The sequence below is a fragment of the Pseudomonas sp. PDM10 genome (genome assembly GCF_014852295.1).
Taxonomy (GTDB): domain Bacteria; phylum Pseudomonadota; class Gammaproteobacteria; order Pseudomonadales; family Pseudomonadaceae; genus Aquipseudomonas.
In genome coordinates this window covers 187,145-199,988 of sequence record NZ_JACVBJ010000007.1, presented here as the reverse complement: position 1 = coordinate 199,988, position 12,844 = coordinate 187,145, and the positions used below count along the sequence as shown (strand labels likewise).

General features: G+C 59.7%; 13 protein-coding genes. 6 read left to right on the top strand and 7 right to left on the bottom strand.

What is annotated here, in order from left to right:
* The first annotated feature begins 538 nt into the window (after positions 1–538).
* Positions 539–790 carry an outer membrane lipoprotei OprI gene (gene oprI, locus IB252_RS24090; protein WP_002553018.1) on the top strand — a complete coding sequence of 84 codons (252 nt, stop codon included), beginning with the start codon at positions 539–541 and terminating at the stop codon, positions 788–790.
* 124 nt (positions 791–914) lie between these two features.
* Here oprI and IB252_RS24085 read toward each other — a convergent pair whose 3' ends face one another.
* The 3 genes from IB252_RS24085 to IB252_RS24075 form a co-directional block, all read right to left on the bottom strand.
* Positions 915–1,886: a L,D-transpeptidase family protein gene (locus IB252_RS24085; protein ID WP_111449032.1), complete on the bottom strand. Its 972-nt coding sequence runs from the start codon at positions 1,884–1,886 to the stop codon at positions 915–917.
* A gap of 103 nt (positions 1,887–1,989) precedes the next feature.
* Positions 1,990–2,283, bottom strand: a complete 294-nt coding sequence (locus tag IB252_RS24080; RefSeq protein WP_003226812.1) for a hypothetical protein — start codon at positions 2,281–2,283, stop codon at positions 1,990–1,992.
* Between the two features lie 56 nt (positions 2,284–2,339).
* Entirely contained in the window at positions 2,340–2,945 is a 606-nt protein-coding gene (locus IB252_RS24075) for an arylesterase (RefSeq protein WP_192410496.1), read from the bottom strand.
* Between the two features lie 10 nt (positions 2,946–2,955).
* Here IB252_RS24075 and IB252_RS24070 point away from each other — a divergent pair, with 10 nt between their 5' ends.
* From IB252_RS24070 to greB, 3 genes are read left to right on the top strand one after another with little or no spacing between them, the layout of a single operon-like run.
* A complete protein-coding gene (locus IB252_RS24070; protein WP_008148510.1) occupies positions 2,956–3,639 on the top strand; it encodes an ABC transporter ATP-binding protein in 684 nt (227 codons plus the stop codon).
* On the top strand, positions 3,639–6,143 hold the full coding sequence (locus tag IB252_RS24065) for an ABC transporter permease (RefSeq protein WP_192410495.1): 2,505 nt from the start codon (positions 3,639–3,641) through the stop codon (positions 6,141–6,143). Before IB252_RS24070 ends, IB252_RS24065 begins: the two co-directional genes overlap by 1 nt.
* Positions 6,144–6,177: 34 nt before the next feature.
* The gene (gene greB, locus IB252_RS24060) at positions 6,178–6,675 is read left to right on the top strand and encodes a transcription elongation factor GreB (protein WP_111449039.1); all 498 of its coding nucleotides are present in this window, start codon (positions 6,178–6,180) and stop codon (positions 6,673–6,675) included.
* Between the two features lie 18 nt (positions 6,676–6,693).
* Here the strand turns inward: greB and IB252_RS24055 are convergent, their stop codons facing one another.
* From IB252_RS24055 to IB252_RS24045, 3 genes are all read right to left on the bottom strand, one after another.
* Positions 6,694–7,002, bottom strand: a complete 309-nt coding sequence (locus IB252_RS24055; protein ID WP_111449040.1) for a class I SAM-dependent methyltransferase — start codon at positions 7,000–7,002, stop codon at positions 6,694–6,696.
* Between the two features lie 245 nt (positions 7,003–7,247).
* Positions 7,248–7,682, bottom strand: a complete 435-nt coding sequence (locus IB252_RS24050; RefSeq protein WP_111449041.1) for a DoxX family protein — start codon at positions 7,680–7,682, stop codon at positions 7,248–7,250.
* A 103-nt stretch (positions 7,683–7,785) separates the two neighbouring features.
* Positions 7,786–9,207, bottom strand: coding sequence for a transglycosylase SLT domain-containing protein (locus IB252_RS24045; RefSeq protein WP_192410494.1), 1,422 nt, complete (start codon positions 9,205–9,207; stop codon positions 7,786–7,788).
* A gap of 235 nt (positions 9,208–9,442) precedes the next feature.
* On the opposite strand from IB252_RS24045, the gene IB252_RS24040 reads away from it, so the two are divergent.
* Positions 9,443–10,249: a TatD family hydrolase gene (locus IB252_RS24040; protein WP_111449043.1), complete on the top strand. Its 807-nt coding sequence runs from the start codon at positions 9,443–9,445 to the stop codon at positions 10,247–10,249.
* Between the two features lie 105 nt (positions 10,250–10,354).
* Here IB252_RS24040 and IB252_RS24035 read toward each other — a convergent pair whose 3' ends face one another.
* Complete coding sequence (locus IB252_RS24035) at positions 10,355–11,584, bottom strand: acyl-CoA dehydrogenase (protein ID WP_192410493.1); 1,230 nt, start codon at positions 11,582–11,584, stop codon at positions 10,355–10,357.
* Between the two features lie 189 nt (positions 11,585–11,773).
* Here IB252_RS24035 and IB252_RS24030 point away from each other — a divergent pair, with 189 nt between their 5' ends.
* Positions 11,774–12,703, top strand: coding sequence for a LysR family transcriptional regulator (locus tag IB252_RS24030; protein ID WP_008148497.1), 930 nt, complete (start codon positions 11,774–11,776; stop codon positions 12,701–12,703).
* Positions 12,704–12,844 lie beyond the last annotated feature (141 nt).

Below are 12,844 nucleotides of genomic sequence, written 5' to 3'. Positions count from 1 at the left end.
GAACTGCACCCATCTCGCGCAACCGAGCACGTATCAAATAGTAGGCACCATTGGCAGAAATGCTCAAGGTACGCTCGTCATCACGCTGGGGCGAGGGGTACTGCTCCGGGTTACGCAGAGACGGCTCGACCAAGATCTCTGAAGGTCGACAGCCTGAACATTGCCGGATATTGAGACTTAAGACGAGCGCCCTTTGTTAAAGTCACCTGAACATGGAGAAAGATATGAGAGGCGCCACGCAAAATCCGAACAAAAGTGTGGACGAATCCATCTAGGCAGACTTTAGCCTAGACTCGGAAAAGAGCTGTGAGCGCGCGGAACTTTTCTCGGCGGCTCGCTCAGCTCGGGCCTCCCAGCTGGATATTTTTTAAGCAATGCAGTTAAAAGTTGCTCGAAAAAGAATCAACGCCTACAATTTTTTTGGCTTCTTGCTTTACGTCAGTTTACTTACGACAAGTAATGGGTAGTATGTACGCCGGCTATTTCCTCACTCTGAGGAGACAGCTAACTTAATAGAAAGTCCTTGAAGGGGAACACGATGAACAACGTTCTGAAATTCTCTGCTCTGGCTCTGGCCGCAGTTCTGGCTACCGGTTGCAGCAGCGTATCGAAAGAAACCGAAGCACGTCTGACCGCTACTGAAGACGCAGCAGCTCGCTCCCAGGCTCGTGCAGACGAAGCTTACCGTAAAGCTGATGAAGCTCTGGCTGCTGCTCAAAAAGCACAACAGACTGCTGACGAAGCTAACGAGCGTGCTCTGCGCATGCTGGACAAAGCTAGCCGCAAGTAATAATCCTTCGGGGTTGTTATCAAGCCGACCCATTTTTTGGGTCGGCTTTTTTATTGCCTGCTATTTCGTACCGGCGATAAAAAACCCGCCGCTGCGTTCAGCATCGGCGGGTTCCTTTCAAGCATTACTGCAACGGGTCGATCGGCGCACTCGTCACCATCGGCGCCGAGGCGTTCGGCACTCCGATTTCCACCGGCAGGCCATCTTCGGCGGCAACCACGTCGCGGACCACATCCCAGTTCATGCGCAAGTTGTTGGTGATGTCCTCACGCTTGAGCATCGCGTTGATCACCGCGGTGTGTTTGTCGACTACAGAAGGGTTGCCCTTGTCGTCCAGCGGCGTGTGCGCTTCCAGATACACCTTGCCGCCACTGATACCGAACTTGTACGGATCGCTGATAATGCGCACCGACGTGCCTACCGGCACCATGCTCGCCATTTCCAGCACGTTGTTGTTGAACATGCGGAAGCAACCGTGGCTGGTGCGCATGCCGATGCCGAACTTCTTGTTCGAACCGTGGATCAGGTAGCCCGGCGTGCCCAGCGTGAACTTGAACGGCCCCAGCGGGTTGTCCGGGCCGGCCGGCACCACGTTCGGCAGCGGATCGCCATCGGCGGCGTGCTCGGCCTTGATCGACGCTGGAGGGGTCCAGGTCGGGTTCGGCGTCTTGGCGGTGATGGTGGTATGGGCAATCGGCGAGCCCCAGCCTTCACGGCCGATACCCAGCGGGAAGGTGTACACCACGTTCCGGCCTTTCGGGAAGTAATAGAGGCGGTACTCGGCCAGGTTGATGACGATGCCTTCACGCGGGCCTGGTGGCAGGATGAAACGCGTCGGCAGCACCACTTCGGTGCCAGCGCCCGGCAGCCATGGATCGACGCCAGGGTTGGCCGCGACCATTTCCGAATAGCCCAGATCGTAGGTGGTGCCAAGGTCGGCGAAGGTATCTTCGTACTTGGCCTTGATCACCTGGACCTGACCGACGATGTCTTCACCGGGCGGTGGCAGGGGCAGCTCCAATGCTGCTACGGGACCCGCCACACAGAGGGCGGCGAGAGACAGGTAGCGGGTGACGGCAGGAAAGCGCGGCAACATCCGGAAAATCCTTCGCATGATCGACAAGGGTATAAAAAACGGGATTGTACACCGGCGTCTGCAAAATCGGGGAGTTGACCGATAGCAAGCAATCTATCGGCCTCTAAAGCTCGAAACGCAGTTCCGGCCAGATCGGCGATGTGCCGCGTTTTTGCGATTCCAGAATGGCCCGGCACAGCGAGCACAGGCGCTGATCCTGGAACACACGGCGATCGACACTCGACCAGCGCGGTTGTGCTGGCAACAGGCTGCCGCACAAGGTCCGGTCCGCCGAGCCGCCCAACTCCAGTTGACGGGTCACCAGGTGTACCCGCACTTCCTGGCAGGCGAACAGATCCAGCTGTTCGTCAGGCTCGATCAGTTGATAGGCAAAAAGTGACCAGGCAGGACGCGGCATCGGGGGCTCCAAATCGGGGGCGCCACCTTAGCCGAAACACCGCCGCTAGAAAAGCGTCAAAGCAGCGGTTTCAGTGTAGGCCAGACATTTTCCAGCAACTTGCCCTGAGCCCCGGCAGCCGGGTGCAAGCCGTCGGACTGCATCAAGTCTGGATGACCGCCCACGCCGTCGAGAAAAAACGGCACCAGCGGGATCTTTTTCTCCTCGGCCAGCGTGCTGTAGACCTTCGCGAAGGCCTCGGTATAACGAACACCGTAGTTAGGTGGCAATTGCATGCCGAGCAGCAGCACCTTGGCGCCACTGGCGCGGGAGCTGTCGATCATTGCTGCAAGGTTTTGTTGCAATTGCGTTAGCAGCAATCCGCGCAGGCCATCGTTGCCGCCCAACTCAAGGATTACCAGCTCCGGCTTATGCTCTGCAAGCAGCGCGGGCAGGCGCGCCTGGCCTCCGGCGCTGGTGTCGCCGCTGATGGACGCATTGACCACCTTATCGTCGAAACCTTCGCGCTTGAGCTGTTGCTCAAGCAGCGACACCCACCCCAAGCGGGTATCCAGTCCGAAACCGGCGCTGATACTATCGCCAACGATGAGGACAGTACCCGCCGCTGCGTTCTGGGCCATGCACATCAAGGCCAGGCCAGCACTCAAAAACCACACACGCATCGGATTCTCCATGGGCGCAAGCATTCTCACCGCGAAGAACCTCAGCAAAGTGGTTCCCAGCGCGGAAGGTGAACTGACCATCCTGCACGAACTGAGCCTGAAATTGAACAAGGGCGACAGTCTGGCCATCGTCGGTGCCTCCGGTTCCGGCAAATCCACCCTTCTGGGCCTGCTCGCCGGTCTCGATCTGCCAAGCAGCGGTGAAGTCACGCTCGCGGGTCAAGCCCTGAGCAACCTCGATGAAGACCAACGGGCGCGCATCCGCGCCGAGCATGTGGGTTTTGTCTTTCAATCATTCCAGCTGCTGGACAGCCTCAACGCCCTGGAAAACGTCATGCTGCCGCTGGAACTCGATGGCCGCAAAGACGCCCGTGAGCGTGCCACCGAACTGTTGCAACGCGTCGGGCTGGGCCAACGGCTGACCCATTCGCCCCGCCAACTCTCCGGCGGTGAACAGCAGCGCGTGGCCATTGCCCGAGCCTTTGCCGCCGAGCCCGATGTGCTGTTCGCCGACGAACCCACCGGCAACCTCGACAGCCACACCGGCGAGCGCATCAGCGATCTGCTGTTTGAACTCAATCAGGAACGCGGCACGACCCTGGTGCTGGTGACCCACGATGAACGCCTGGCACATCGCTGCCGACGCCTGATCCGCCTCGACGCCGGCCTGCTCGTCCCGCCTCTGGAGGTTTAATGGCACGTCTGCCGCTGTTGCGCCTGTTCAGTCTTGCCATCCGCCAACTGCTGCGCGACGCCCGCGCCGGTGAGTTGCGCGTGCTGTTTTTTGCCTTGCTGGTGGCCGTGGCGGCGAGTACCGCCATCGGCTACTTCGGCGCCCGCCTGAACGGCGCCATGATGCTGCGCGCCACCGAGTTTCTCGGTGCCGACTTGCTGCTTGAAGGCAGCTCTCCGGCACGGCCCGAACAGATTAAAAGCGGCACGGAGCTGGGCCTCGAACACGCTCAAGTGGTGGAGTTTTCCAGCGTCATCGCCACTGACAATGGCATTCAGTTGTCCAGCATCAAGGCTGCCGATGACGTCTACCCACTGCGCGGCGAACTGAAAAGCGCCCCGGCGCCCTTCGCCCCGGAAGAACCCGGTGGCGGACCGAAGCCCGGTGAAGCCTGGGTCGAAGCGCGACTGTTGACGGCGCTGGACCTGAAGATCGGCGACAGCATCGACGTCGGTATGCGAACCCTCAAACTGGCGCGAGTGCTGACCTACGAACCGGATCGCGCCGGCAATTTCTACAGCCTGACACCGAGGGTGCTGATCAACCTCAGCGATCTCGCCGCGACCGGCGTGGTGCAACCCGGCAGCCGGGTCAGTTACCGCGAACTCTGGCGCGGTAAAGCCGAGGCGCTGGAAGCCTATCGTCAATTGATCAAACCCGGCCTGGCCGCCAACCAGCGTTTGCAGGATGCCCGTGATGGCAACCAACAGATCGGCGGCGCCTTGGGCAAGGCCGAGCGTTATTTGAACATGGCCAGCCTGGTGGCAGTTCTGCTGTCGGGTGTGGCGGTGGCGCTGTCGGCTACGCGCTTCGCCACCCGCCGATTCGATGCCAGTGCATTGCTGCGTTGCCTGGGGCTGTCCCGACGGGAAACCATGGTGCTGTTCAGTTTGCAGCTGATGGTGCTCGGGCTGCTCGCCAGCATCAGCGGTGCCCTCATCGGCTGGTTCGCGCAGCTGGGTCTGTTTGCGCTGCTGCATGATTTATTACCCACCGACGTTCCACCGGGCGGTCTGTTTCCTGCCATTGCCGGGATTGGCACCGGACTGGTGGCGCTGGCCGGTTTTGCCTTGCCGCCCCTGGCGGCACTGGGCCGGGTTCCGCCATTGCGGGTATTGCGTCGAGACATGCTGCCGATTCCTTCCAGCACCTGGATGGTTTACGGCGCGGCATTGGGCGCCCTCGGGCTGATCATGTGGCGCCTGAGCCTGGACCTGCTGCTGACGTTCGCCCTGCTCGGCGGTGGCGTGATCGCAGCGCTGATCCTTGGCGGCTTGCTGTTGCTGCTTCTGAAGAGTCTGCGCCGAATGCTGGCGCGCGCCGCTTTGCCGTGGCGCCTCGGGCTGGGCCAATTGCTGCGTCATCCACTGGCGGCCGCAGGGCAATCCCTGGCCTTTGGCTTGATTCTGCTATCCATGGCGCTGATCGCATTGTTGCGCGGCGAGCTGCTGGACACCTGGCAGAACCAGCTACCGAAAAACGCGCCCAACTATTTCGCGCTGAACATTTTGCCGGCGGACAAACAGGCGTTCACCGATCGCCTGATCGAATTGTCGGCGCAATCGGCGCCGCTATACCCGGTGGTACCTGGACGGCTGATCAGCATCAACGGCGAGCCGGTACAGGAAATCGTCAGCAAGGATTCGGCCGGTGACCGAGCGATCCAGCGCGACCTGAGCCTGACCTGGGCGGCGGATTTGCCGGCGGGCAACAAACTCACGGCGGGTAACTGGTGGGCCGAACAGACGCCGGACGATATCCCCGGCGTATCGGTGGAAGGCAAAGTCGCCGAAAGCCTGAAACTCAAGCTCGGCGATCACATGGTGTTTACCGTGGGCGGCGTCAATCGCGAAGCGAAAGTCACCAGCCTGCGGGACATCAACTGGGACAACTTCCAGCCTAACTTCTTCATGATCTTCCAGCCCGGCACACTGAAGGATCTGCCGGCGACCTACCTGACCAGTTTTTATCTGGCGGCCGGTCATGATCAGCAGATCGTGGATCTGTCCCGGGCGTTTCCGGCGGTGACCATCTTGCAAGTCGAAGCCTTGCTCGAACAGCTGCGCAGCATCCTCGCCCAAGTCACCCTGGCGGTGGAATACGTGCTGTTGTTCGTGTTGGCGGCGGGGATGGCAGTGTTGTTTTCAGGCTTGCAAGCGACGCTCGATGAACGCATTCGCCAAGGCGCCTTATTGCGAGCGCTAGGGGCCGAGCGGCAACTGTTGGTCAAGGCCCGGCGGATCGAGTTCGGTTTGCTGGGGGCGGTCAGCGGATTGTTGGCAGCGCTGGGTTCGGAACTGGTAAGTATGGTGCTCTACCGCTACGCCTTCGACCTGCCGTGGCACCCGCATCCGTGGTTGTTGGTGCTGCCACTGATCGGTGCGGTGCTGATCGGGGGAGCCGGTGTGTTTGGTACGCGCCGCGCGCTAAACGCCAGCCCCCTGACAGTCTTGCGCGAGGGTTGATAGACTCAAGCTCTCTCTATCACAAGAAGTTGCCATGAGCCGTTATCGCCCTCCCCGCCCCGCTGGCACCGCGCTGATCACCCCCGAAGGTGAAGCGCGGATGCGGGCCGAGTTTCATGAGCTCTGGCATGTTCGGCGGCCGCAGGTGACACAGTCAGTCAGCGAGGCCGCCGCACAGGGCGATCGCTCGGAAAACGCCGAATACACCTACGGCAAAAAGATGCTGCGCGAGATCGACAGTCGCGTACGTTTTCTCACCAAGCGGCTGGAAGCGCTCAAAGTCGTCAGCGAAAAACCGAGCGATCCGAACAAGGTTTATTTTGGCGCTTGGGTCACGATTGAAGACGAGGACGGCAAAGAGTCGCGCTATCGCATCGTCGGGCCAGATGAGCTGGACTTGAAACAGGGCCTGATCAGTATCGATTCGCCGCTGGCCCGTGCCCTGATCGGCAAGGCGCTGGACGCCGAAGTTCGGGTTCAGACACCGACCGGTGAGCAGTGCGTGTACATCGTGGCGATCGACTATCTTTGAGCCGCTGCGCTCTAAACCTCAACGACGGGTAATCAGCCCCTGTCGGGCAACGCGAATCAATTGCTTGATCACTTCGGGGGCGTCCTGGAGGCTGGGCGATTGAATCACCGCCAGATCGAAACTGTCGCTGGCAAATCGAGCCAGCGATTCACCCTCTTCGACAAACTGGATCAGGAAGGCCGCAGGCCCACCGGTGCGACGTGGCCAGCCATCGAGATAACGCAAAAGTGTCGGCTGATGTTTGCCGCCAAGCAGGATTTTTGGATTGCGCTGGGTGAGGTGTGCCGTGATCGGCGCGGGGCGTATAACTGGGCTTAGTGCATTCATTGTGTCGTGTCTCTGCCTCAAAAGTCTGCATGGCAGGTGAGAGGCAACACCGAACCAGCGCTTTAGCGGTATTTCGAAGCCTGTTTCAAGCTTCTATCGGCAACTGAATGAGTCACCTGGCGCCCCGCAAGTAGCTGTTTAAATCGGCGCATGAGCAGCATCCTAGAGAAGCTGACCGGACAGTGTCAAGAATGACGAGCAACAAAAAGGCCCGCAATGCGGGCCTTTTCATTGAGCCAGAGCGGTCAGCCAGCGATAGCGCGGTCAGCCGAGAGCTTGCCGGCGCCTTCGATCAACACCGCGATAGTGCCACCGAGCAGGGCCAGGGCGAATTCATAACCGTTGTTGACCATGAACAGACCGTGAGGGAGGTGTACCGAGAAGATCGCCACCAGTGAGAGGATGGTAAGGCCGAGGGCTGCCGGGCGAACCAGCAAGCCAATGATCAAGGCCAGACCGGCGAAGAACTCGGTACCGCCCGCCAGCGTCGCCATCAGGTAACCCGGCGTCAGGCCGATGCTTTCCATGTACTGCGCGGTGCCCGCCAGGCCGTAACCACCGAACGCCCCAAAGAGTTTCTGCGAGCCGTGGGCAGCGAAAATGATGCCGACGAAAATCCTCAAGACAGTCAGGCCGTAGCCAGCGCGGGTAAACAGTACCTTGTTGATCAGTGTGCTCATGCTGTGTCATCCGTTGTCAGTGTGTGTTGGTTGGCCGCTATATTAATCAGTAAATCTCATGTTAAAAGCGCAATTAATGCGCAATAACAATCAGTTTATTCGATTATTTGCGTGAGGCAACTTTCTGCCCCTGGGGCTCCAACGACTCCCGCTCCCGATCGAACGCCAGGTAATACTTGTTCACGCTATTAACATAGCTGACGGCGCCCATTCCCACCTGCTCCATGGCGATGCGTTCGACCTGGAAGAACCACTGATTGGGATTCAACCCGCGCCGACGAGCCTCGGCACGCATGCCCTGAACCCGCTCCGGCCCCATGTTGTAGGCCGCCAGCACGAACGCCATGCGCTCGCGCTCGTTGAGTTTGGGGCTGGCAAAAAACTTGCGACGAATCATCGCCAGATACTTGGCCCCGGCCTGCACATTGGCGTCGAGATTCTGAATGTTGTCGACCCCCACCCGCTGGGCGGCGGACGGGGTGATCTGCATCAGGCCAGTAGGGCCGCTGCCACTGCGGGCATTGGGTTGCAGGGCCGATTCCTTGAACGCCAGGGCCGCCAGATTCAACCAGTCCATGCCTTGGGCTTCGGCGTGTTTTTGCAGCACCGGTCGAAGTTTCTCGAGGCGCTGCCGATCAGCCTTGGCCAATGGATAGTGCACTTGATACAGACGTCGATAGATCCGCATGAACGCGGCATCCTGATCCGATGGTTTTTTGTAACCGGTCAGGAAGCGATCAATGCTCGCCCGCAACATTGAGGCGTCGCGGCGCACGAACCAGAACTCTTCGCCCGGTTCGCTGATGAGCACCTGCCGATCGAAACGCAATTTGGGCAGGATCTTGCCCCAGCGCTCGGCAATGGGTTGCTCGACGATCGTCAGGTGAAAGATTCCGCCCTGGACCATCTCCAGCACATCCTCGACCGCCAGACTGGGATCGACCCACTCGATGATCACCGGTGGCAGTTTGAGCAAGGCGAGCTTTTGATTGATCTGGCTGACCGCGTCCCCGGCGGCACTGCCGGTGGGCAACGCCAGGGTTTTGCCGGAGAGTTGTTCGAGACGTGTATAACGTCGCTCGCCTTTGATCCCGACCAATATCAACGGGATGTTGCTGGCAATCGGTTCACTGGTGCTGACCGCGTGGCCCGGTTGCAGGTCCAGCAGTTCCCCCGGCGCGACCAGATCCCCCTCGCCGCGCTGCAAAGCGCCGATTAGTTGATCCTTGCCCTTGGGAATGATCTTTAGGGTAATTTCCTGACCGTCACGGGCGTGACCGTTGAGGTACTGCTCGAAGGCACGCAAGCGGTGGTATTCAACACCGATGGCCTGACCCTGGACTTCGCCGGAGCTGTTGCGGCTCTGGTTGACCAGCACCCGCAACACACGACTGCTGCGGATTTCCGCCAAGTCTCGCACTTTGGTCGAAGGCACGGCTTGCAACGGCCCGGCCAGACGCGCAACCGCCGGCATCGGCAGCAGCAACGAACAACACAGCAGGAGCAAAACCGAGGGACGTATCATCCACTCTCCAGAAAGAATACTGGGCCGACTTCAAAAATCTTCATGAAATCGAACGACAGAAACAGAGCGCCGTGAGCGCTGGCAAAGTGCGAAAGACTGGCACAGTGATGGCACCCTGGCCACCCTGACCTGTCTCGCGGCATCAAGAGACAGCTATAACTCGTTGTAGTTCTTGGCTTTTCTTATAAATCTACAGCTCTGATATGCTTTCCGGCCTTTGGTCCGAGGTAGCACCATGCAACTCATCGATATCGGCGTCAACCTGACCAACCCCAGTTTTGCCGACAAACACCAGGCTGTACTCGACCGCGCCTACGCTGCCGGGGTCTGCCAATTGGTGCTCACCGGCACCAGTGTCGAGGGCAGTGAGCAGGCGCTGGAACTGTGCCGGCAACTGGACGAAACGGCTCAACGGCTGTTCGCCACGGCCGGCATTCACCCCCACTGCGCCAGCGACTGGAACGCCGACAGCGCCCAGCGTCTGCGCAGTTTGCTCAAGGAGCCAAACGTTGTGGCGGTGGGTGAATGCGGGCTGGATTTCAATCGTGATTTCTCGCCGCGCCCGCAGCAGGAAAAAGTCCTGGAAAAGCACTTGGAGTTGGCGGTCGAGCTGCAATTGCCGGTGTTCCTCCACGAGCGCGATGCCAGCCAGCGCTTGCTGGAAATCCTTCGCGATTACCGTGATCAGTTGCCGGCCGCCGTGGTGCATTGCTTCACGGGCGAAAAGAAGGCGCTGTTCAGTTACCTCGATCTGGATTTGCACATCGGTATCACCGGCTGGATCTGCGACGAGCGCCGGGGCACGCACCTGCATCCACTGGTGAAAGAGATCAAGCGGGGACGGTTAATGCTGGAGAGCGATGCGCCGTATCTGTTGCCGCGCAGTCTGCGACCCAAGCCGAAGAATGGTCGCAACGAACCGGCGTATCTGACCGAAGTGTTGCGGGAAGTGGCGCTGCATCGCGGGGAGAGCGAGGAAGATCTGGCGGCTCACAGCACGGCGTGTGCGCGAGCATTCTACGGGTTGCCAATGGTCGACTGACGAACCGAACCTGTGGGAGCGGGCTTGCTCGCGAAAGCGGACGGACAGTCAAAATTGATTTTGAATGTCCGTCCGCTTTCGCGAGCAAGCCCGCTCCCACATTAATCAGTGGTTGTTGCGCAACATTTCTTTGGGTACGTACTTGCCGATCTCGAACTTGCCGATCGCCGCGCGGTGCACTTCGTCCGGACCGTCGGCCAGGCGCAGGGTGCGTTGCATCGCATACATATAAGCCAGTGGAAAATCGTTGGACACCCCTGCCCCGCCATGGATCTGGATCGCCCGGTCGATCACCCGCAAGGCCACGTTCGGTGCGACGACCTTGATCTGAGCGATTTCGCTTTTCGCAATCTTGTTGCCGACGGTGTCCATCATGTACGCCGCTTTTAATGTCAGCAGCCGTGCCATGTCGATTTCCATCCGCGAGTCGGCGATTTTGTCGATGTTGCCGCCCAGGCGTGCCAAAGGTTTACCGAACGCAGTACGGGTTACCGCCCGTTTGCACATCAGTTCCAATGCACGTTCAGCCATGCCGATTGAGCGCATGCAGTGGTGAATCCGTCCCGGGCCAAGGCGACCCTGAGCAATTTCGAAGCCGCGTCCTTCGCCTAACAGAACGTTTTCGTACGGCACTCGGACATTTTCGAACAGCACTTCGGCGTGGCCGTGGGGTGCGTCGTCGTAACCGAACACGGGCAGCGGACGAACGATCTTCACACCCGGAGCATCTACCGGCACCAGAATCATCGAGTGCTGCGCATGACGCGGCGCGTCAGGATCGCTCAGGCCCATGAAGATCAGAATCTTGCAGCGTGGATCGCAGGCGCCTGAAGTCCACCATTTTTTGCCGTTGATCACCCACTCGTCGCCATCACGCACGGCGCGGGCGGCCATGTTGGTGGCGTCGGACGAGGCCACGTCCGGTTCAGTCATGGCGAACGCCGAACGGATCTCGCCGCGCAGCAACGGCTCGAGCCAGCGTTGCTTCTGCTCTTCGTTGGCGTAACGCACCAGCACTTCCATGTTCCCGGTGTCTGGCGCTGAGCAGTTGAACGGCTCGGGGCCCAACAGCGAACGACCCATGATTTCGGCCAACGGCGCGTATTCGAGGTTGGTCAGGCCGGCGCCGAGTTCGGACTCAGGCAGAAACAAATTCCACAAACCTTCAGCCTTGGCCTTGAGTTTGAGCTCCTCCATGATTGCGGTCGGCTGCCAACGATCGCCCTCGGCGACCTGGCGCTCGAACACCGCTTCAGCGGGATAAACGTAGGTGTCCATGAACGCGGTCACGCGCTCACGCAGTTCTTGCACCTTGGGCGAATAAGCGAAATCCATGGGCAGCTCTACCTTTTGACTGAGGGTTTTGATGAGTTGGTCAGGTCATGCATTCGATGCTAGAACAGCTACGAAAATTTACCTAGCCTATTCTCGGCGTGTATTAACATTCATCACCGATATATGATCGGGTGATCGCCAAGGCCTCCGGCCACAACAAAAAGCCCCAAACAATAAGAGTGCCGCGCAATGAATCTGAGCAAGGTCGACCTCAACCTTTTCATCGTCTTCGACGCGATCTACACCGAAGCCAACCTGACCCGCGCCGGGCAGATTGTCGGCATTACTCAACCGGCGGTCTCGAACGCCCTGGCCCGTCTGCGCGAGACCTTCAATGACCCATTGTTCGTGCGTACCGCTCAGGGCATGGTCCCGACGCCCATGGCGCAGAACATTATCGGGCCGGTGCGCAACGCCCTCTCCCTGCTGCGGGTGTCGGTGCAGGAAAGCCGTATTTTCAACCCGTTGCAGGCGGTCAAGACCTACCGCATCAGCATGACCGACCTCACTGAAGCGGTGATCCTGCCGCCGCTGTTCCAGCGCCTGCGTCGCCTGGCGCCGACGGTGATCATCGAAAGTTTCCTGTCCAAGCGCCGCGAAACCACCAAGGAACTGGCGGCCGGGCGTCTTGATTTCGCCGTCGATGCCCCCCTCAACACTGACCCGCAAGTGCGCCACGTCAAGTTGATGGAGGACCGTTACGTGTGCGCCATGCGCAAGGGCCATCCGCTGGCGGGCAAAGAAAAGTTCACCCTCGACGATTACCTGTCGCTGACCCATATCCATATCTCCAGCCGCCGCAGCGGTCTGGGTCATGTCGACCTGGCCTTGGGCAAAATGGGCATCCAGCGCAAGATCGCCCTGCGGTCCCAGCATTACTTGATGGCGTCTCAGGTGTTGCAGCAGACCGACATGGTGATGACCGTGCCGGAACGCTTTGCCCGTCGCCATGATTTGTACTCGGTGAACCTGCCGGTCAACGATGTGCCGCCGGTGGAAACCCACCTTTATTGGCACGAAAGCACCGACCAGGACCCGGCCAACCGCTGGATGCGCGAGCAGATGATCGAGTTGTGCCAGCAGGTGACGGCACATGAGAAGAAGCTCGATAAAGTGTAGGACTTTGGACCGAGGCGCCCCCATCGCGAGCAGGCTCACTCCCACATTTACCCGGTTCTTCCAGAAAGAATGCGGTCGAATGTGGGAGTGAGCCTGCTCGCGATGGGGCCGGCACCGACAGCAAAAATCCACGCCCCTTGA